Below are 21470 nucleotides of genomic sequence, written 5' to 3'. Positions count from 1 at the left end.
GTGTTTGGGGGTCCACTCGCGTCCTCAGTAGTTGGTGAGCAGCGTGTTCAGGACGCGTGCTCCGAACTTCAACGAATCGGCCGGGACGCGTTCGTCAACTCCGTGGAACATGCCGGTGAAGTCGAGGTCGTCCGGCAGCTGCAGGGGCGCGAAGCCATAGCCTGTGATGCCGAGCTTGCTGAGCGCCTTGTTGTCGGTTCCGCCGGACAGCGTGTAGGGCAGGACCTTCGCGCCGGGGTCCTCGGAGTGCAGGGCGTCGATCATCGAGTCCACGAGGTTGCCGGAGAACGGCACTTCCAGGGAGACATCCTGGTGGACGTAGCTGACGTCCACGCCGCTTCCCGCCAGCTCGCGGACGATCTCCAGGACGTGCTCCTGCTGGCCCGGCAGCGTCCGGCAGTCCACCAGCGCCTCGGCGGACTCGGGAATGACGTTGTGCTTGTAGCCGCCCCTCAGGAGCGTCGGGTTGGAGGTGTTCTGCAGGGTGGCGCCCACGAAGCGTGCCACAGTGCCCAGTTCCTTCAGCAGCCTGTCAGGGTTGTCGGGGTCAAACTCGACGCCGGTCAGTTCGGTCACGCCGTCGAGGAACTGGCGCGTAGTGGCCGTCAGCTCGATGGGCCACTCGTACTCGCCGATGCGGGTCACGGCGGCGGCGAGCCGCGTGACGGCGTTGTCCGTGCTGATCTGGGACCCGTGGCCGGCGCGGCCGTGGGCCACGAGCCGCAGCCACGAGATGCCCTTCTCTGCGGTCTGGAGGAGGTATGTGCGCTGGCCCCCGATGGTGGCGGAGAAACCGCCCACCTCCGAGATCGCCTCGGTGGCGCCCTCGAACAGCTCCGGCCGGTGCTTGACCGCGAACTGGGAACCGTGCACGCCGCCGGCTTCCTCGTCGGCGAAGAACGCGAAGATGATGTCCCGCTTCGGCTTGCGGCCGGTGCGGGCAAAGTCGCGCAGGACGGACAGGATCATGGCGTCCATGTCCTTCATGTCCACCGCGCCGCGGCCCCAGATCAGCCCGTCCTTGAGTTCGGCGCCAAACGGGTCCACCGACCACTGCTCACGGAGGGCGGGCACCACGTCCAGGTGGCCGTGGACCACGAGGGCGCTTGCGGAGGGGTCCTCCCCCGCCATGCGGGTCACCACGCTGGCCCGGCCAGGCTCCGACTCGAAGATTTCCGCGTCCAGCCCCACATCGCTAATCAGGCTGGCGGTGTACTCGGCCGCCGCACGTTCGCCGGGCCCTGAGCCATCCCCGTAATTGGATGAATCGATGCGGATGAGCTCCTGGCAGATGGTGACAACTTCATCCTCTGGCCGAACGTGAGACATTGATCACTCCTTTAGCGGGGAAAACGCGGATTCATGCGGGTTGGGGCGGCTTCTGGCTGCCGGAACACACAGGTTCAGCCTACCGAGTCGACTCGATTCCATCTTTCCGGAAAGTTCGTGTTAGAGTTTTTCTCGCTGCTTCGGAGAGATGCGAACCGCTGGAAGGCGGAGCGAGTCCTTCGAAATACCACCTGCGCGGGTGGCGGAATGGCAGACGCGCTAGCTTGAGGTGCTAGTCCTCGAAAGGGGGTGGGGGTTCAAGTCCCCCTCCGCGCACAAAGGGAAAACCCCGGGAATCCAATGGATTCCCGGGTTTTTTCGTTTCTCCAGGACCACGCGCGGCCGGCGTCACAGGTGGCGCCCCGCGGGTCAGCCACACGGCCGCCGGAGTTGTAACTCGCGGTAATCCCGATAAACCGCCGTAACCTCCTCGTCGGCCAACGTCATCAAAATGGCCACGGCACGTTCACCGGCTCGGCTCCCTGGTTACCCTGCTGCCCTGAACGGGAAACGCCCCGGCCGCGGAAGCGGCCAGGGCGTTCAGCTGGACAGTACGGGGGTCTGAAGGCCGCGTCAGCAGGCCGGCACCCCCGAGTCCACGGGCCCGTCGGTGGGACGGATCCAGAGGTTGTTGATCACCTTGTACCAGACGTTGCTCGTGGACCCGGTGGGGCGGCCGGTGGCTCCGTCGTAGATGGTGTACGCGGCACCCGTGGTCACGCACTGGACCTGCACCCGCGTGCCCTGCGCCACGAAGGTTCCGCCACCAGCGGCACAATTGGCCGCTGTGTCCGGAGAAGAGGTGCCGTTGGAGGGCCATTCGCAGGTACCGGGACTCGCCGTGCCGTTGTCCACCACAAGGTACTTCGCCGGAGCTGTCCTTCCGGTTGCCGATACCGCTGTGCGCTGGCCGAGGTCATCCACGACTGTCACGGTGATGGAGATGGATTGGTCGTACCCGTTGCCGGTAGTGACGGATCCTCCTCCGGCACCCAACGTGCCTGACTTCCCGTCCGATGACTGGTACTCCAGTGCCGTGACCTGGCGTCCGTTGTTGACCACGGCTCCGACGTCGAACCTCACCGTCGTGGTCACAGTAACGGGGTTGATACTCGCCGCGTGCGGTTTGCCGTAAGGCGCCACCGGGTTGGAGTTGGTGACCGGCCCCTCGTAGGTGGCACCGTCCGCGCTGTTCACGGCGCGCACCCCAATGGTGTAGTTGCCGTTGTTGGGCACACCGGACCGGATGACCTTGTCAGGCGGCACCGCCGTGAAGTTGCTTCCGTTCACCTGGTACTGGTAGCTCGGTGTCGCACCGTTGCCCGCGGCGGCACCAAAGGCAAGCTGCACAGCGTTGTCCAGTGGATCGGCCCGGACGCCGGGGACGGCACCAGGCGCGCCGAAAGCGCGGCGAGGGTCCGACGGCGCACTGGCGGCTGAAGTACCTGCCTTGTTTTTGGCCACAACCGTGAAGGTGTAGTCGGTGGCGGAGTTGCCGACGGTCACAGGCACGCTCAGCTGACTGCCGGACACGGTGTTGCTCGCTACCGTGGACCCACCCTGCACTGCGTTGACGGTGTATGTGTCGATCGAGGCGCCGTTGTCCGCTGCGGGCGTCCACGACACCACCATGATCGACTGCGTCCCGCCGGAGGTGGTGCGGGTGGTGCTGGGTTTGCCGGGGGCGCCCGGTACGCCGGCCGGGATGGCGGTGGCTGAATAGGCGCTCCACTCTGACGGATCCGGCGCCTTGTTGGAAGCCTGGATCCTGACCTGGTACGGCGTCCCGTTCTGGAGGCCCGTCCACCGGTAGGACGTTCCCGTGACCTTGCTTGCCCGGATGTTTCCTGCCGGAGGCGCGGGTGAGATCTCCAGGTTGTAGCTCTCCACCGGTGAGCCGCTGCTCCTTGGAGGTACCCAGTTCACGGTGAGGGATCTGTCGCCAAAAACCAGCGCCGGCGCTGCCGGGGTATCCGGCTTCGCATCGGGACGGGCAGGTGCGGAACCGGGAGACGGCGCCGAGTCCCCCAACTCGTTCGTGGCCACCACGGTGAAGGTGTACTCCACGTTGTTGGTCAGGCCCGTGAGCGTGCACGTGGTGGCCGGGCACTGTTGCGAGAACCCTCCGCTGCCGCTGACCTTGTAGCCGGTGATCGCTGCTCCGTTGTTGGCGGGAGGTGACCAGTTGAGGACAACGGTACGGTCACGCACTTCCCCGACAGTCGGCGTGGACGGAGCATCAGGCTTGTCTTTGACGGTGAGCCGGACCCGGCCGTCAACTTCGCGTTCCGCGTCCTGGGTTTTGTCCTGGACCCGGTAGCGGACCACCATTGTGCCCACGAACTCCTCGGCGGGCGTCACGACGACGACGCCGCCCTCCACTGCGGCCGTGCCCGTTCCGGTTTCGACGGCGGCGCTGAGGATTTTCAGCGGTGATTCAGGGAACGGGTTGACGTCGTTATCCAGCACCGGTACCGGCTGTGATTGCCCGGCCCGGGCGCTGGCGATGACGTCGTCGTTCGCTGCGGCAAGCGGACGCTTCGACGCGACCACGCGGACGTCCACGGCACCTGCAACAGGTGCGCTGCGCCCGTCCGAGACGGTGACGCGCACGGTCAGCGTGCTCCCCTTGGCTGCGCTGCCCACAGTGGCTTTAAAGAGGCTGCCGTCCAGGGAGGCCTTGATCCCGGCGGGCGGTGCCCCTTGCAGCGCAAAGGTGAGCTTGTCCTTGTCTCCCTCGTCGACGTCGGTAGCCACCTGGCGCAGGTCCAGGGTGGATTCCTCGCCCACCGCAGCGTCCACGGTGCTGGAGGGGAAAGTCGGAGGATGGTTGCGCCCCGGGTCGGGCAGGACCGTAATGCCAATGGTCAGGACCGCCGTCCGCCCGTCGGGGTCATCAACGCTCACGCCGTCGGTGACCTCGAGGGAAACTGCTGCCGGGCCTGCATAGTCGTCGGCGGAAGTGAACACGATGGTGGTAGCGTCCTTCACCAGCGGCGCTCCATTGGCAGAGACCGCCTGGACCTTGGTGTCCTGGGTGATGCGGGGGCTCTTGCCGGGACGGACCACCACCAGGTCCCGCAGGTTCATGGTCAGTTGCTGGCCGCTGACCACTTCCAAGGGCGCGGTGCTCCGCAGAGCGGGCGCCTGCCCTTGCAGGCCGGGTACCACGATGAACGCCGTTGAGCTGAGCTTATCTACGTCGGTGACGGTGTACGCGATGATCTGCGGCTGGCTCTCCAGCCGCACCGCAACCTTACCGGGAGCCGAGATGCTGGCAGTGGGTGCCGCTTCCGGGAAGGTTATCTTCAGTTCCGCAGCCACACCGTCCGGGTCTTCATCGTTCTTCAGGACGGGAACTTCGACGACAGCCTTGCCTAGAGTCTCTGCGAACGCCACCCGGTCGTCCCGAGCGACCGGCGCCAACGTGGCGGCGTCCTTGCGCACCTGGATTTTGAGGGTTCCGACGGCGGTGCCGCCGCGGCCATCGCTGATCTCATACCGGACGATTGCTGTGGCGGAGGCTTCGGAAGGCGACGGGGCGGTGAGTTGCACCCGTCCGTCGATGACCTCAGCCTTCAATTCCGGGGCAGCTTGCAGCCGGTTGGCTGCGAGGGTGACATTGTCGCCGTCGGGGTCGGAATCATTGGCCAGCACGTCCACTGCCACGTGCCGCCCCGGGAGAACGGTGATGCTGTCCTCAACGGCCCTGGGACGCTGGTTGGATCCAGGCGCGGGTGCGATGCCCACGGACACACGGGCGGTGGACCGTGCCCCGAACCGGTCCTCCACCACGTAGGAGAAGGTGTCTTGTCCGGCGGCGTTCGCTGGCGCCGTGTATTCGACATAGTGGGCACCCACCACCGCGGTCCCCTTGCGTGGTGCCTGCTCCAGCCCCACCAACGTGACAGAGTCGCCGTCGGGATCAATGCCGTCCAGGGGAATGGCGATCCTGGTCGTGTTGCCGGCTACGACCCGACCGGTGACATTGTGGGGAAGCGGCCTGGAGTTCGTGCCCTCACCGCGAATGTGAATGGTCACCTGCGCCGAGTCTTCCTGCCCGTCGGGGCCGGCAACAGCGTAGATCGCGTGCACCGTTCCACCTGCTCCGCCTGCCTTGAAGCGAAGCACGTCCCCCGACACAGCAAGGAGGCCTTGGGCGGGGCTGATTCCCTGCACGAGCACCGGCTTGAGCTTCAGCTTGGCGCCATTGGGGTGGGTGTCATTGGCAAGGACGGCGATGGTGGCGACGTCGTTCGCCCGCACTGTGATTTCATCCGGGGCAGCAACAGGCGGGAGCAGTTTGGCGGGTGCCGGAATGGGCAGGATGGTTACCTGCCCGGTTGCACTGGCCACGCCGTTGGACACCGTGTACGTCAGGCTGGTGGGTGCGGTCAGGCCGCGGACGTCGGTAATGCGCAGGATCTGGTGATTGACCACCGCGACGGCCACTGCCGAATTCCGGGGCAGCCCCACGGACTGGATGACGAGGACGCCACCGGCCGGGTCCGAGTCGTTGGCTAGCGCGTCTAGCAGCACTTCGCCGCCCACCGGCAGCAGTGCAGTATCAGCGACCGCGACCGGCTCACCCTGCCCGGCCCCGGCGGCTTTGACGTCGATCCGCACAAGTCCCTCAGAGCTGTCCGGTCCATTGGTCACCAGGTAGGTCACGTAATACGTTCCGGCGTTGAGTGCGCGGAAGGTGAAGGTCCCCGCCTGGTAGTCGGGGGTGATTGCCTGCTCCTTCGCGCCCGTCACGCGTGTGAGCCGCAGTCCTTCACCGGTGGGGTCGCTGTCGTTCTTCAGCGGAGAAACCAGAATGTCCTGCCCGGCGGTACCCGAAACGTGGTCCGCGTTGGCCTTCGGCGGAAGGTCGCCTTTGGCGCGGACATCCACCACCACCGTGCCCTCGACCTGGTCCCGGCCATCGGAGACAGTGATCACAACGTCCTTTTTACCCAGGGTTGATCCCACATCGTGGAACGTCAAAAGGCCGTCCGCCCGGGTACGCACCTGGTCGCCTTCGCGGGCAGGGCGGGCTCCCAGAAGCAGCAGGTCGTCGCCGTCCGGATCGGTCCAGTCGGTGAGGACGTTCTGGGAGATGCTTTTGCCCTGCTCCAGGATGATCGTGGGCACACGTTTCTGTTTCGGCGGCCCGTTGCTGGCCGGGTCCTTTACTGTCAAGGTGACGGTGGCTCCAGCGGTGCCGCCACGGCCGTCACTGGCCAGGTACTGGAACTGTGACGTTCCGGTCGCATTGGCCGGAACCTTCACCTGCAGGCCGGTTCCGTTGTAGACGGCCTGCACGCTTCCGACGTCGGGGTTGCCGCCCTGGAGCTGGACGGTGAGGACGTCACCGTCCGGGTCCGAGTCGTTGTCCAGGACCGGCAGGAGCGTAGTCCGGCCGGGCCGCACTCCGAACTGGTCATCAGCCGCGGAGGGCGGCCGGTTCTCTTTGGTGCGGTCCGGGAGAGTGTCCACCAGGTTGTCTTCCGCGGCGGGGTCGTCTTGGTCCTCGGTCTTGTTCGGCGGAGGAATGATCTCGTCCCAGTTGGCTACGAGCCTCATGTTCTCGGTAACCAGCCAGACGTTTCCGGATGTGACGTCGTTAAGGACTACGATGTCCCGGTTGACGCGAAAGACCAGGTTGGAGCGGGCGCTTGCACCGGGAATGTCAGCCCTCCGGCTGTCAGCGGCGTTTGTGCAATCCCGCAGATATTTGCCTGCCCCGGACCACGCTGCGTAGACGCAGCCGTTGACATGGACCGGAGTGGCAGGTGTTCCCGTCGTGCCGAGGTCTACAACCGTCGCCGCCGAACCGTTCAGGGGTTGCTTGATCAGGCCCTTCGTGGTGGAGATGGCGACAAAGTCCGCGGCGGGGCCGCTTTGCTGCAGCTTGGCGTCCGCCCCATCCGGCAACTGCGCCAGCCGCCCGGCAGGAAGGTGGAGGGTCCCGGCATCGGCGTCGAATACGACTGGCTGGTCCCCGACGGCAGCGACCTGGACGTTTTCTTTATTGCGGATTGACTGGTACTGAACGGTGTTGCGGGAATCCACTCCGCCCGTCGCATTTACACGAAGGGAAGTCACCTCCCCGCGCGCGGGGTCCGCGGCGTAAACGACGTCGTCGGCTCCTACCGTCGCGACGATGCCTTTGGCATCGCTCAGGACGGGTTCCTGTGAATCGAAGTCGACATTGCCGAGCATGCTGCTCTGCGTCACCCAGAGACGGCCTGAGTTCGGATCAGCCAGCGCCACCGCTTTTTCCCCGAAAGCCGGGACCGCCGACCCCGGAAGCTGCTGGGGCGGTTCAAGGGTGACGTCGGAGACCTTGACCCTGCCCAGGGAGGCGTTGCCGCGGTCGGACACGAGCACACTGCTGCTGTGTTGGAGGACGTCGAAGTCGGCGCTGGCTGCCATGAGGCCGCCGTCCAGGGTTTTCGACTGGAAGTTCAGGTGGCCCACGAGGTTCATGTCGGAATTGGTTACCCACACGCCGCCGTCATTCAGGTCGATCTGCGTGGTTCGGAATCCCGGGTGGATGATTGCCACCGCCACCAGCAGCCCAATTGCCGAAAATGTTGTTGCCGACGCCAGTGCGCGTTGTTTTGCCTGCGTCAGTAAACGAAGCGGCATCCGTCCCCCAGTCTTGTCGTTAGCCCCCAGCTAATATACGCGGACATACCGGCAGTTCCTGAGCCAACGTCGGCGTCGGGAGCGCTAACGGTGCCGGTCCCTGGATCCCTGCCTTGGCTGGAACCACTCTCTTCCCGAGCGGGTCGGACGGGCGTACAAAGGAACTGGAGGGCAACGTTTGTAACCTCCGCCTCACCGCGTTCCGGGGGACCCGGAGTTCGGGAGACGGGCTGACAAGGAGGTCGTGGGGTGTCCGATCAAGATCGTCCTGACCCGCAGCAGCGCCCCATCCCAGGGGTTCCCCCGGGCAGTGGACAGCCAACCCGCAACACTGCAACCCGCGGCCCGGCGCGGCGTGCACCGTACGTCATTGCCGGGGTGCTGCTTTCCGTGGCAATTCTGCTCCCGCTTATGCCGCAGACCTACTCCTTCAGCGCGCCGGCGCTGGGCGGCATGCCGTTCTTTTACTGGTACCAGCTGCTCTGGGTTCCCATTTCCGCCGCCCTGAGCGGTGTGGCGTACTGGCTCGTGACAACGGAGGACCGACGACGGCGGGCGGCCGCCCGCGCGGGCACTACCGGGCTCGACGGTGAAGCAGTGGGCGGAGATGAACGGCCATGAACGGGCGCGAAATCAACTGGGTCGCCCTCATTATCGTGGTGCTGCTCTTCGTCGCCGTCGCCGTCATGGGCTTCCTGGCCGCGCGGTGGCGTAGGACGGCCGAGACCGAGGGACTGCACAGCCTCGACGAGTGGGGGTTGGGCGGACGAGGCTTCGGGACATGGATAACGTGGTTCCTGCTGGGCGGCGACCTCTACACCGCCTATACGTTCGTTGCCGTTCCCGCCGCGATGTGGGCCACGGGCGCCGTCAGCGGCTTCTTCGCGGTGCCGTACACGATCGTCCTCTACCCGATCATCTTCATCATCATGAGCCGGCTCTGGTCCGTGTCACACCGGCACGGCTACGTCACCTCGGCGGACTTCGTGGGTGGCCGCTACGGGAGCCGTTGGCTGTCCCTTGCCGTCGCCGTCACCGGCATTGTGGCAACCATGCCGTACATCGCCCTCCAGCTCGTGGGCATCAAGGCTGTCCTCACCGTGCTCGGCCTGGGCAGCTCGGAGAATGTGCTGCTGACCGACCTGCCGCTGATTCTGGCGTTCGTCGTGCTGGCCGCGTACACCTACACCTCGGGGTTGCGGGCACCGGCGATGATCGCCGTCGTCAAGGACCTGCTCATCTATCTCGCAGTGATCGTCGCGGTCATCTACCTGCCGACCAAGTTCGGCGGGTGGGACGCGATCTTCGGGGCGGCTAAAACGAAGCTGGACACCGTCAACGAGGCGACCGGGAAGCCCACCGGGGTGTTCATCCCTTCGGGCGCCAATTTCTCGGCCTACTGGACGCTGGCGCTCGGATCGGCCATGGCGTTGTTCATGTACCCGCACTCCATCACCGGCGTGCTCGCGTCCAAGGGACGCAACACTATCCGGCGCAACGCCGCGATTCTGCCGCTGTACTCCCTCATGCTCGGCTTCCTCGCGCTGCTGGGTTTCGTGGCCATCAAGGCCGGCACCAAGCCGATTGACCTGAACGGGGCGGTCAACCCCCAGCTCGTGGTGCCGCAGCTGTTCCTGGACCACTTTCCTGCCTGGTTTGCCGGGGTGGCCCTGGCTGCCATCGCCATCGGGGCGCTGGTACCGGCAGCCATCATGTCCATTGCCGCGGCCAACATGTTTACGCGCAACATCTACCGGGACTTCCTCCGGCCCGACGCGGATCCGAAGACTGAGGCGAAGGTGTCCAAGATTGTCTCGCTCGTGGTGAAGTTCGGAGCGCTGGTTTTCGTCATCGCCATGGACCAGTCCGCGGCCATCAACATGCAGCTGCTGGGCGGCATCTGGATTCTGCAGACGTTCCCCGCCGTCGTCGCAGGCCTTTATACGCGGTGGTTCGACCGCTGGGCTCTGCTGGTTGGATGGGCGGTGGGAATAGCCTTTGGCACCGCCTCGGCCTACAACGTCATCAATCCTGTCACGCACGCACACTTCGGCGGCTCCACTGCTCCCCTCCCGGGGACCGACTTCACCGTGTACATCGCCGTGTCGGCGTTCGTGCTCAACCTGCTTGTCGCCGTCGTGCTGACCCTGGTGCTGAGGGCACTGAAGGTGCCCCAGGGAGAGGACAAGACGCGCCGGTCTGATTACGGTGCTGATGAAACGGACCCGAAGGTTGCCGAGATCGAACGGACCCAGCGTTTCGTGGAACCAGGAGGGCCGCCACCTGTGGCGTAGTGCTTTTCAGGCTCGCATAAAGAATGGTCCACGCTATGAACGTCAGCGACATCCGAGGGCTTTTCCCCGGGCTCGAAGACACCATCTACCTGAACACTGCCACCATGTGCGTCGGCTGCGCACCTGCCAGGGAAGCATACGAACTGGCTGCCGAGCGCTGGTCCGCGGGGCGGTTTGACTGGATGGAGGCCGAGCAGGCGGGTGAGCACGCCCGCGGCATGTTCGCGGAGATCATCGGAGCCACGGCGGCGGACATTGCCATCGTCCCCGCGGTCAGCACCGCGGCGGGGATTGTGGCCGCCAATCTGCCACCCGCTAGGCGCGGGGAGAACATCGTGGTGGCCGAGAACGAATTCGCCTCGAACTACTACCCCTGGCTCTTGCTCCGGGAGCGTGGCTACGGCGTGCGGGCCGTCGCTGCGGACGGGGATGGGGTGTCCGCCGAAGCCCTCGGTCGGGCGGCCGACGGCGGAACCCGCCTGATCGCTGTCAGCGCGGTTCATCCCGTCACCGGATTCCGGGCAAATCTGGGGTCGATCAGCCGCGTCGCGGCCGGTTCAGGAGCCTGGTTTTTCGTTGACGCCTGCCAGGCGGCCGGTGCCGTTCCCCTTGACGTGGTGCGCGACGGCGTGGATTTCCTGGCCACCGCAAGCCACAAATTCCTTCTCGGGTCGCGGGGTATGGGCTACCTCTACGTCCGCCCCGGGCTGCTCGACCGCCTTCAACCCATCGTGCCGGGCTGGAAGGCCGCCCGCCTGCCGTTCGAAAGCTTCCTTGGCCCGGACATGGACCTGTCGCCGACGGCGTCGAAGCTGGACGCTTCGTTGGCATGGTTTCCGGCGCTCGCCGACCAGGCGGGACTTGCTGTCCTTCGCCGGTTCGGTATGGGCGCGGTCCTGGAGCGGAACGCACGGCTTGCGCTTCACCTGCACAACGCGCTGGAAACGGCTGGCGTCAGGTTCCAGTCCTTCCCCGCAGAACACCGTTCTACCATCGTCTCCGTTCCGGTAGGCGACCCGGACGCGGTCATGGCCAGGCTGCGCAGTGCGAACGTGGTTGTGTCCCTCCGGGCCGGCAGGATCCGGCTGGCGACCCATTTCTATAATCTCGAGGAAGAGCTGGTCCGGGTTGCAGAGCTCATTGCGGGCCGGTGAGCCGTCACGGCCCGCGAATCCGGGAACCCCGGCGTTTCGGTATGTCGGCGGACTGTGGGCCGATAAAAGTGACCTGCTGAAAAAAGTTGCCCGAGGCATTGACTTGGCCGCCCGCGAGGACCAGCATACAGCTAGACGTTTGGGGGGCGCGAAGGCAGTAGCAATGGAGCCGCGCCGTGAACATCTATTTGGCAGTTGAGACTTTTTTTCCCGGTCACCTCAGAGAAGATCTGATCGTGGACCCGCATGCAGGGCTCACTGAAACGCAAACAATCGGTGAACTGCCCGGTAAACACCGACATCGCCGCCGGCCCGGCCGGACCCGCAGCCTTTTGTCCGCCGTAGAGCTAGCGGGGATGAAGTTGGCGGTGAATAGGCCATGATGGGCGCCATTCTCGGCTGGGTTCTGCAGTTCCGGATCCTTGTCCTGGTCGTGGCGGCCGGCGTCCTCGGGTATGGCTTCACCGCTCTGCCCACCATGCCGGTTGACGCCTTCCCCGAGTTCGCACCGCCGCAGGTCGAAATACAGACCGAGGCCTTGGGGCTCTCTGCCGCTGAAGTCGAACAGCTCATCACGTCACCCATGGAGGCCGACCTGCTCAATGGTGTGGCATGGGTGGAGGCGATCCGTTCCAAGTCACTTCCCGGCCTGTCCTCGATCCAGTTGGTCTTCCAGCCGGGTACGGACATGTTCCGGGCACGCCAGCTCGTCGCTGAGCGCCTGACCCAGGCCAGGGCGCTGCCCAACGTGTCGGCAGCACCCGTGCTCATGCAACCACTGTCTTCCACCAGCCGGGTGATGATGGTCAGGCTCACGTCCAAGGACATGTCCCCCATCGACATGTCCGTGCTGGCGCGGTGGACCATGAAGCCCGCGCTTTTGGCCGTTCCCGGAGTAGCGAACATTTCCATCTGGGGCCAGCGCGACCAGCAGTTGCAGGTACTCGTGGACCCCAAGCAGCTGGAAGCCAAGGGCGTGACACTGGACCAGGTCATCAGGACCACGGGCAACTCCGTGTGGGTGTCCCCGTTGAGCTACCTTGAGGCCTCAACGCCGGGCACGGGCGGCTTTCTGGAGACGGGACATCAGCGGCTGGGCGTCCAGCATGTCCTTCCCATCACCACTCCCGAGGACCTCGGAAAAGTCAGCATCCAGGGCAGCACTGACAAATTGCTCCTGGGGGACGTCGCGCAGGTCCAGACTGATCATCAGCCGTTGATTGGTGATGCGCAGCCCGGCCAGGACGCTGAGCTGCTGCTGGTGATTGAGAAGTTCCCGGAGACAAACACCGCGGACGTCACAAAGGGTCTCGACGAGACCATGCGCGAGCTCCAGGCCGGGCTACCCGGCGTAACCGCCGACACCACCGTGTACCGGCAGGAGTCGTTCGTCGAGCAGGAAATGGGCACCCTTGGTGTCGCGCTGCTTGTCACGCTGCTGCTGGTCGCGGCGGCGTTCGGAGTGGTCTTCCGGTCCTGGCGCAGCGCACTGATCACCCTGATCACCGTACCGCTCTCCCTCATTGCTGCTGCCCTGCTGCTGACCCTACGCGGGGCCGGGCTCAACATCATGGTCTTCGCCGGCATGATCCTCGCCCTGAGCGTCATCATCGGGGATGTAGCGGAAGACCTGAACTCCGCCGCCAGGGCCTACCGGGTATCCAAGGCAACCGACCCCGGGGATTCGAGGATCGCCCTGCTTGCGGGTGCGTTACGGCCTGTCCGCACCTCCCTGTTCTACGCGCTGCTGATCATGGCGCTGAGCGTGCTCCCCATGCTCTTTGTCCCTGGCGAAAACGGCGCCATGTTCGGGCCCCTGGTAATTGCCTATCTCCTCGCCCTGGCGGTCGCCATGGTCGTGGCCCTCACAGTGACAGCGGCCCTGACGTTCTTCCTGCCGCCGGCATCAGCGGCCCCGGGCCGCGAGCGCCAGGCTATGCAGCGCCTCCGTATCCGGTATGGGCGGACACTGTCCCGCGGGCCCGGCAAGCCCGCGTTGGTCTTTGCCGCCGCGGCAGTCATGGCGCTCGCCGCCCTGGCGTTGGCGCCGCAGCTGGTCCCCAACCACCCTGTGGTGCCGGTGCTGGCAGACAACACGCTGGTGGTCCAGTGGAGTGCCGCGCCTGGCACCTCCGACCAGGAGATGGTCCGGATCACCGATACCGCGGCCCGCGAACTGCGGGCGGTGCAGGGCGTCTCCAATGTGGCCGCCGAGGTTGGGCGCGCCATTACGTCCGACCACGTGGGAGACATCAGTTCCGGGGAGCTGTGGGTGGGAGTGGCAAAGGATGCCTCGTACTCCAGCACCCTTGAGGACGTACAAAGGGTCGTGGCCGGGTACCCAGGGCTGAGCGCAACGGTCTCCACCTACCCGCAACAGAAAATCGACCAGATCCGGGAAGCTGCCGATTCCGGATTCGGCGTCAGGGTCTACGGCGTGGACATGGCCACCCTCCGGGCAAAGGCCGAGGAAGTGCGGCAGGTTCTCGCGCACACGGCCGGTGTGGTAAATCCCCGCGTTGATGCCGCCATCGAACAGCCGACCGTCCAGGTCAAGGTGGACCTGGCGAAGGCACAGAAGGCGGGCGTCATACCCGGCGATGTCCGGCGCGCGGCGGCTGCGCTGCTGCAGGGCATCGAAGTGGGTAACGTCTACGAGCAGCAGAAGGTCTTCTCCGTGGTGGTCAAGGGAACGCCTGCAACCCGGAACAGCCTCACCAGCGTCAGCGAGCTGCTGATCGACACCCCCAAAGGCGGGCATGTGCGTCTTGGCGACGTCGCCGAGGTCAGTATCGTTGCAAACGATGCGGTCATCCTGCATGACGACACTTCCCGGCGCGTGGATGTAAAGGCGGACATCCAGGGGCGCGGGCTGACTGATGTGCAGCAGGACATCGAAAGAGGCCTGCAGCAGATCCAGTTCCCGGTGGCCTACCATGCGGAGATCCTCACCCGGTTTGGCCAGCAGCAGTCCGCCTTCCAGTGGCTGTGGCTGCTGGCAGCCGTAGCTGCCTTCGGCATCCTGGTTCTGCTGCAGACAGCGCTGGGCGGATGGCGGCTTGCAGCCGCCGTATTCCTCGGACTGATCGCATCCCTGTCGGGCGGAGTTATTGCAGCCCTGGCCGACGGCGGGGCCAACTACCTGACGGCGTTTGTCGCGTTCTCGGCCGTCCTGGGCATCGCAGTCCGCAGCTGCCTGCTGCTCGCCGGCGAGGTCAGGAACCTCCGCGCCAGGCAAAGCGAAGCCACAGGGCCTGCCCTGGTTATCCGCGCCGCACGCGACAGGCTCAAGCCGACCCTCGCCTCTGTGGTGACCACCGCCGTCGCCCTGATTCCGCTCGTGCTTCTGGGCGGAGTCACAGGCACCGAGGTCCTCCAGCCGATCGCGATCATCATCTGGGGCGGCCTGCTGACAACCACCCTTTTCGTCCTGTTCGTGCTTCCCGCAATCCTGCTCCGCTTCGAACGCAGCCAGGCAGGGACACGAACAGCAACGACACACGCCGAAGTCACCGATGCCCGGACGGGCGCCTGAAAGCCAGGATGCATCATGAAAACAACCTCGCCGCGGATGCGCCGCCTGATGGTTCTTATTGTCCTGGGTCTCCTCGCACCGGCATTGCCGGCCTGCAGCCAGCACGCGACGGAGGCTCCGGCCGCCGGCGACGCTGCCGCGAGCCTTGAAGAGGTACCCGGGACCGACCTGAAGCGCATCACACTGAACGAACACGCCGTCGGGAACCTCGGCCTCCAGACGTCGGCGACGAAACTGGATGCCAAGAGCGGGAAACTCACCGTCCCCTACCTGGCGGTCCTCTACGACAGCGAAGGAAAAACCTGGGTCTACACGATTGCCGGCCCGCGGGTCTTCGTCCGCCAGTCCATCACGGTGGTGCGGATCGACGGCGAACAGGCCACGCTGAGCGACGGACCGGCCACGGGCACGACTGTGGTGACCGTGGGGGCCGCAGAGCTGTTCGGCGCTGAGCTGGATGTGGCGAGCTGACATGCGGTGGATAGTAGGAATCAGCCTCAGGTTCAGGACGATCGTTGTTGCCCTCGCCTGCGTGGTGATGCTGCTGGGATCCGTCCAGCTCAGTAGGGCATCTTTGGATGTTTTCCCGGAGTTCGCGCCCCCGCGGGTCGAGGTCCAGACTGCGTGCCTGGGGCTCACGGCCCAGGAGGTGGAGGAACTCGTCTCTGTGCCGATCGAGGCGTCCCTCTCCGGAATGCCGGGGCTGGATGAGCTGAGGTCAAAATCAGTGCCCCAGCTGTCCTCGATCGTCCTGATCTTCAAGCAGGGCACGGACCTGCTCAATGCCCGGCAGCAGGTATCCGAACGGATGGCCGCCGTGACTGCGGCCCTGCCCACGTGGGCCGCTCCCCCGGTGATGCTGCAGCCGCTGTCCTCGACCAGCCGCGTCATGAAAATCGGCATGACGTCGTCCAACCGGTCCATGATCGAGATGTCGATGCTTTCGTACTGGACCATCCGGGCCCGACTCTTGCGGGTCCCCGGCGTGGCCAACGTCGCCATCTGGGGCGAGAGGCTCCAGATGCTGCAGGTCCAGGTTCAGCCGGAGCAGCTCAAAGCCAAGAATGTTTCGCTCAACCAGGTCATGGAAGTAACGGCCGGGGCTGTGGACGCAGGCCTGCTCCAGTACTCCCCCGGAAAATTCATCGGCACCGGCGGGTTCGTCGGCAGCCCGAACCAGCAGATGAGCATCCGCCACGTACAGCCCATCACCAGCCCTGCGGACCTGGCCCGTGTGACCATCCGCGAAGACCACGGCACCGCACTGCATCTGGGCGACGTGGCGCGGGTGGTCGAGGACCATCAGCCGCTGATCGGTGATGCAGTCATCAACAACGGCCATGGACTGATGCTTATTGTTGAGAAGCTTCCCTGGGGCAACACGCTCGAGGTGACCAAGGGCGTTGAGGAAGCCCTTCACCAACTTCAGCCAGGCATGAGCGGCATCACCTTCGACACCACCATCTTCCGCCCGGCCAGCTTCATCGAGGAGGCCATCTCCAACCTCAGCCTCGCCCTCCTCCTGGGCTGCCTGCTGGTGGTCATGATCCTCAGCGCGTTCCTGTTCCAGTGGCGGACAGCACTCATCAGCCTGATCGCCATTCCGCTATCCCTCCTCACCGCCATCATGGTGCTGTACTTAACCGGTGGATCGGTCAACACGATGATCCTGGCCGGGCTGGTCATTGCGGTGGGGGTCGTCGTCGACGACGCTATCATCGACGTCGAAAACATCATGCGCCGCTTGCGGCAGCACCGCAGCCGCGGCGGCGGCGAATCGACGGCCTCTGTGGTGCTGAAGGCCTCCCTGGAAATGCGGAGCCCCATCGTCTACGCCACCCTGATCATCGTGGTGGCTGCCCTTCCCATTTTCTTCCTGGACGGGCTGACGGGAGTGTTCTTCAGGCCGCTCGCCGTGTCCTACACGCTGGCCGTCCTGGCATCGATGCTCGTGGCCCTGACCGTGACGCCGGCACTTGCCCTCATCCTGTTGGCCAGGGCAAAGCTGGAGCAACTCGACCCGCCGCTGGTCCGGGTGCTCAAGCGTGGGTACCACGCGGTGCTGTCCCGCATCATGAACCGGCCGCGATATGGCTACGCCGGGTTCGGGGCTCTCGCGCTGGTTGGTCTGGCGATCGCCCCGCTGCTTGGGCAGTCCTTGTTTCCCACGTTCAAGGAACGCGACTTCCTGATGCACTGGGTGTCGGAACCCGGCACATCGGCGGCGGAGGAATACCGCATCGCCCAGCGGGGCTGCGCGGCGTTCCTCAAGGTGCCCGGCGTCCTTAACTGCGGAACGCATATCGGCCAGGCCTTCCAGGCAGACGAGATAGTTGGCGTCAATGCCGGTGAACACTGGATCAGCATCGACCGCCACGCCAACTATGAGGAGACAGTCGCAGCCGTCCAGGAAGTCGTGGACGGGTACCCGGGCCTTCATCGCGATGTGCAGACGTATCTGAAGGAACGGATCGAAGAGGTCCTGACGGGTGCCAGCGAACCCATCCTCGTCCGGGTTTACGGCGACGACCTTGAAGTGTTGCGCGAGCAGGCCCAGAGGGTCAAGCAAATCCTCAGCGAGATAAACGGGACCGACGATCCCCACATTTCCCTGGAAGTCGACGTCCCGCAGATCACGGTTACGGTGAACCTGGCCGCGGCGGAGAAGTACGGCCTCAAGCCCGGGGACGTGCGGCGCGCCGCTGCGACGCTCGTGGCCGGGGAAGAGGTGGGCGACGTCTTCCGGGACGGCAGGGCCTACGACGTCCAGGTCTGGAGCACACCGGAAACCCGGGCAAACGTCACCACCATCCAGGACCTGCCCATCGATACGCCAAGCGGGAAGCGTGTGCGCCTCGCCGACGTCGCCGCCGTCAACGTGCAGGCCACCCCGAACCTCATCGACCGCACGAACGGTTCCCGCAGGGTCGAAGTGGGATCCTTTATCGACCCCGGGGCGGACCTCGGCCACGTTGTCACACAGCTGCAGGACCGCCTGGAGTCCCTCAACCTGCCCGCCGGCTACAGCGTCCAGCTATTGGGCGAATACACGGAGCGGCAGGCAGCCACCGATCGACTCACGATTTTCGCTGTTGCGGCGCTGATTTTGATCCTCGTCCTCCTCCAGGCGTCCTTCCGCAGCTGGCGGCTGGCCGTCCTGGCCCTCCTGACGCTGCCCATCGCGCTCGTGGGAGGGGTCCTGGCCGCGTACTTCACCGGCGGCGTCCTGTCGCTGGGTTCGCTCGTGGGGTTCCTCACGGTCATGGGGATCGCGGCCCGGAACGGCATCCTGCTCATCAGCCATTGCCAGCATCTGGAAAGGACCGAGGGGGTTCCGTTCAGCGGCTCGCTCGTGCTGCGGGGTGCCGGTGAACGGCTTTCCCCGATCCTCATGACCACCCTTGCCACCGGACTTGCCCTGGTGCCACTGGTCATCATGGGGGATGTGCCCGGCCATGAGATCGAATACCCGATGGCCGTGGTCATCCTCGGCGGACTCCTGACCTCCACGCTGCTCAACCTGTTTATTGTGCCGTCGCTCTACCTGCGGTTCGCTCAGTCGAGGAAATCCCGGAAGGCGGCAGAACAGGAGCTTGCAGGACAGGAGCTTGCCGTTCAGTAGGCGGACTGCTTGCCCTTGACCGCCGGAGCATCACTCAGCCCGTGCTCCGGCGGTCAGGTGCAGGTTGCGCGTCTCAATGAGCTTGCGGAGATAGCGCGCCAGGAGGAATTTCTCCGCCAGGCGGCCCAGGAGCCCGAACGGCGCCGCGAAGTCGATCCGGTCCACCATGACGGTGCCGGCCGGGACTTCACTGAATTCGTGGACGTGGCGAAAGCGCAGAAATGGACCCCGGACCTGTTCATCAACGAAGTAGTGGGGTGCCTGCATCTCGGTAATCCGGCTAGTCATCCGTATCGGCAGCCCGAAGTGCCAGGCGCGCCAGGTCACCTCCTGCCCCAAGGCGATAAGCCCCGACGTGACGCCTCCAACGGCTTCTTCCCGGGAACGGGCCATCGAGTCCTTGTGGGCGTCGATGCTCCGGGAGAGGTCAAACAGCTCGGTCATCCCGAGGGTTGTCCGTGAGGTGCATTCGAAAGTTACGGCCATGCTCAGAGTATGGCAGCAGTTTCACCGGCGCCCCGGACGCGCAGCTAAAGGTCAGCCAGGCGAACCAGGCGGGCTCTGAGATCGTGAAGACTGCTTTCGACTGCGGCGGGCGTTCGGATCACGTCCCGCGGCCGCTGATAGGCGTAAGCTATCAGAGCCTCGGCGGCCTTTACCCCGAAGGGGCAGGGCCAGGTCCGGGCCAAACAGCAGACCGGACCGCGAAAGGAGCTGGCGTGGACACCCGGAAGCTGAAGTATTTCCTGGCGGTGGTTGACCATGACGGATTCAACCGCGCGGCAGAACACCTGCTCATCGCACAGCCGTCCCTGTCCCAGACCATCGCCAGCCTGGAGAAGGACCTGGGCGTGCCGCTGTTCCACCGCATCGGGCGCCGGGCCGTCCTCAGCGAGGCCGGAAAGGAACTAGTGGGCCCCGCCCGGCTGGTGATGCGGGATCTGGACGCAGCCCAGTCCGCCGTGCAGGCACTCCGCGGCCTGCGGAGCGGCCGTTTGGACATCATCACCATGCCCTCCCCCGGCATCGAGCCGCTGACATCCATGACCGCTGAGTTCACCAGGCTGCACCCGGAGGTCCGCCTCAACGTCAGCGCCGCCTTCACTCCGGAGGAGGTCGTCGAGTCTGTCCGCAGCGGCAGCACCGAAATCGGCTTGGCCGGCTCCTCCAGTCCCATCCGAGTCCCGGGAGTCAACGTCCTGGACCTGGAACGCCAGCCGCTCATCCTCATCGTCAACCCCCACGCGGACACGTTCTCCGCCGGGACCACCATCCAGCGGGAGGACCTGGACGGGCACCGGCTGATCGCCAGCCAGCGCGGATCACTGATGCGCTGGCTCGTGGACGACGCCCTTGCCCATGGCGTCAAAGCCGAAATCGTCGTCGAAGTCGCGCACCGGACCTCCATCCTGCCCCTGGTGCTGGCGGGTGTCGGACACGCCGTCATGCCATCGTCCTGGGCGCCGACGGCGCACAAGGCCGGACTGCGCACCCTGCAGATCGAACCCGTTTCCCACCTGGACGTGGCCATCCTGAGCCGGAAGGACGGCCTGACGCCCGCTGCCCGCGCGTTCCTGAAGGTTGCTGAGCTGCACGTGGTGAAGGAGCCAGACGCCGACCAGTCGCTGGAGCGATAGGCAGAACCTATCTGCCGTATCGAAACTAAGTCTTGGACGCGCAAAGCCGCCGGGCCGTCTACTTGAAGAGGAAGAAAACAGTGTGACTCCGCTAACAGGAAAACACTGCAACACACTCAACGAGGAGACAGGCACATGAGCGCCAACCAGACTTTCAAGATCGCAGCGATCCCCGCAGACGGCGTGGGCAAGGAAGTTGTTTCTGCAGGCAAACGGGTCCTTGACGCGCTGGCAGAGAACTCCGCCGGCAAGTTCGCCTTTGACTGGACCGAGTTCCCCTGGGGCTGCGGCTACTACGCAGAGACCGGCAAGATGATGGCTGATGACGGCCTGGAGACCCTCAAGGACTTCGACGCCATCTACTTCGGCGCCGTCGGCTGGGAAAACGTCCCGGACCACATCAGCCTCTGGGGCCTGCGCCTGAACATCACGCAGAACTTCGACCAGTGGGCCAACATCCGCCCCGTGAAGTTCCTGCCGGGCGTCCAGTCCCCGCTCCGCAAGGCCGACGACACCGAACTCGACTGGATCGTTGTCCGCGAGAACAGCGAAGGCGAGTACGCGGGCCTCGGCGGCCGCAACTTGAGCGGCCGCGGACCCGGCAACGAGGTGGCACTGCAAACCGCACTGTTCACCGAGAAGGGCTGCGAGCGCATTATGCGCTTCGCCTTCGACCTCGCCCGGACCCGCACCGTGAAGAAGGTCTCCTCGGTCACCAAGTCCAACGCGCAGCAGTACGGCATGGTCCTCTGGGACGAAGTCTTCAACCGCGTCGCCCTGGACTACCCGGACGTACAGACCGAAAGCGTGCTGGTGGACGCGATGAGCGCCAAGTTCATCCTCAAGCCGGAGGACCTCTCCGTGGTTGTCGCCTCCAACCTAAACGCGGACATCCTCTCGGACCTGGGCTCGGCACTGGCCGGCAGCCTGGGCCTGGCCGCCAGCGCCAACCTGAACCCGGAGCGCCGCTTCCCGTCCATGTTCGAACCGGTGCACGGTTCCGCTCCGGACATCGCCGGCAAGGGCATCAGCAACCCGATCGGCGCCATCGCCAGCGCCGCCCTGATGCTGGACCACTTCGGCCTGCATGAGGAAGCCCGCCTGGTCGAGGCCGCCATCGAGCAGACCACCGGTGCAGGCTACCTGACCCGCGACATTGGCGGCGAAGCCAACACCGAGGACGTCACCGAGGCCATCATCAAGGCACTGACCAAAACCCTCGCGGCCGTCTAACCTGCCGCTGCACACGTAACGCCTGCCTGC

At 65.2% G+C, this 21470-nt stretch carries 11 protein-coding genes and 1 tRNA gene; 9 read left to right on the top strand and 3 right to left on the bottom strand.

From position 1 onward, the window contains the following. Positions 1-24: 24 nt before the first annotated feature. A complete protein-coding gene (locus J7I85_RS17915; protein ID WP_214854323.1) occupies positions 25-1329 on the bottom strand; it encodes a M20/M25/M40 family metallo-hydrolase in 1305 nt (434 codons plus the stop codon). 193 nt (positions 1330-1522) lie between these two features. Here J7I85_RS17915 and J7I85_RS17910 point away from each other — a divergent pair. Continuing rightward, positions 1523-1605 (top strand) — tRNA-Leu (locus J7I85_RS17910). Between the two features lie 297 nt (positions 1606-1902). Here the strand turns inward: J7I85_RS17910 and J7I85_RS17905 are convergent. Then, entirely contained in the window at positions 1903-7965 is a 6063-nt protein-coding gene (locus J7I85_RS17905; protein WP_214854320.1) for an Ig-like domain-containing protein, read from the bottom strand. A 249-nt stretch (positions 7966-8214) separates the two neighbouring features. Between J7I85_RS17905 and J7I85_RS25755 the strand changes: the two genes are divergently transcribed. The 6 genes from J7I85_RS25755 (at position 8215) to J7I85_RS17875 (ending at position 18570) form a co-directional block, all read left to right on the top strand. Beyond that, entirely contained in the window at positions 8215-8586 is a 372-nt protein-coding gene (locus tag J7I85_RS25755) for a DUF3311 domain-containing protein (protein ID WP_308159538.1), read from the top strand. Beyond that, positions 8583-10259, top strand: a complete 1677-nt coding sequence (gene mctP, locus J7I85_RS17895) for a monocarboxylate uptake permease MctP (protein WP_214854318.1) — start codon at positions 8583-8585, stop codon at positions 10257-10259. The genes J7I85_RS25755 and mctP overlap by 4 nt, the downstream gene beginning before the upstream one ends. Before the next feature lie 35 nt (positions 10260-10294). Continuing rightward, positions 10295-11413 (top strand): aminotransferase class V-fold PLP-dependent enzyme, encoded by a 1119-nt coding sequence (locus J7I85_RS17890; protein ID WP_214854316.1) that lies wholly within the window; start codon positions 10295-10297, stop codon positions 11411-11413. Positions 11414-11792: 379 nt separating this feature from the next. Then, entirely contained in the window at positions 11793-14948 is a 3156-nt protein-coding gene (locus J7I85_RS17885) for an efflux RND transporter permease subunit (RefSeq protein WP_251024515.1), read from the top strand. 15 nt (positions 14949-14963) lie between these two features. Beyond that, on the top strand, positions 14964-15419 hold the full coding sequence (locus J7I85_RS17880; protein WP_214854314.1) for a hypothetical protein: 456 nt from the start codon (positions 14964-14966) through the stop codon (positions 15417-15419). 1 nt (position 15420) lies between these two features. Next, positions 15421-18570, top strand: coding sequence for an efflux RND transporter permease subunit (locus J7I85_RS17875; protein ID WP_214854312.1), 3150 nt, complete (start codon positions 15421-15423; stop codon positions 18568-18570). A gap of 30 nt (positions 18571-18600) precedes the next feature. Here J7I85_RS17875 and J7I85_RS17870 read toward each other — a convergent pair whose 3' ends face one another. Then, complete coding sequence (locus J7I85_RS17870) at positions 18601-19056, bottom strand: SRPBCC family protein (protein ID WP_214854310.1); 456 nt, start codon at positions 19054-19056, stop codon at positions 18601-18603. 233 nt (positions 19057-19289) lie between these two features. Between J7I85_RS17870 and J7I85_RS17865 the strand changes: the two genes are divergently transcribed. Together J7I85_RS17865 and J7I85_RS17860 are read left to right on the top strand one after the other, a co-directional pair. Next, positions 19290-20207, top strand: coding sequence for a LysR family transcriptional regulator (locus J7I85_RS17865; protein WP_214854308.1), 918 nt, complete (start codon positions 19290-19292; stop codon positions 20205-20207). Between the two features lie 135 nt (positions 20208-20342). Next, positions 20343-21440, top strand: coding sequence for a tartrate dehydrogenase (locus J7I85_RS17860; RefSeq protein ID WP_214854306.1), 1098 nt, complete (start codon positions 20343-20345; stop codon positions 21438-21440). The last annotated feature ends 30 nt before the right edge of the window (positions 21441-21470 follow it).

Origin of the sequence: Arthrobacter sp. ISL-65 (genome assembly GCF_018613795.1) — a bacterium.
Lineage (GTDB): Bacteria > Actinomycetota > Actinomycetes > Actinomycetales > Micrococcaceae > Arthrobacter.
Note: the sequence above shows the minus strand (reverse complement) of the source record. Positions and strands in the feature narration are given on the sequence as shown.

Bases quoted from the DNA above. Each gene is read 5' to 3' on its own strand.
- J7I85_RS17915 (WP_214854323.1), bottom strand. From the start codon at position 1,329: ATGTCTCACGTTCGGCCAGAGGATGAAGTTGTCACCATCTGCCAGGAG.
- J7I85_RS17905 (WP_214854320.1), bottom strand. From the start codon at position 7,965: ATGCCGCTTCGTTTACTGACGCAGGCAAAACAACGCGCACTGGCGTCG.
- mctP (WP_214854318.1), top strand. From the start codon at position 8,583: ATGAACGGGCGCGAAATCAACTGGGTCGCCCTCATTATCGTGGTGCTG.
- J7I85_RS17890 (WP_214854316.1), top strand. From the start codon at position 10,295: ATGAACGTCAGCGACATCCGAGGGCTTTTCCCCGGGCTCGAAGACACC.
- J7I85_RS17885 (WP_251024515.1), top strand. From the start codon at position 11,793: ATGATGGGCGCCATTCTCGGCTGGGTTCTGCAGTTCCGGATCCTTGTC.
- J7I85_RS17880 (WP_214854314.1), top strand. From the start codon at position 14,964: ATGAAAACAACCTCGCCGCGGATGCGCCGCCTGATGGTTCTTATTGTC.
- J7I85_RS17875 (WP_214854312.1), top strand. From the start codon at position 15,421: ATGCGGTGGATAGTAGGAATCAGCCTCAGGTTCAGGACGATCGTTGTT.
- J7I85_RS17870 (WP_214854310.1), bottom strand. From the start codon at position 19,056: ATGGCCGTAACTTTCGAATGCACCTCACGGACAACCCTCGGGATGACC.
- J7I85_RS17860 (WP_214854306.1), top strand. From the start codon at position 20,343: ATGAGCGCCAACCAGACTTTCAAGATCGCAGCGATCCCCGCAGACGGC.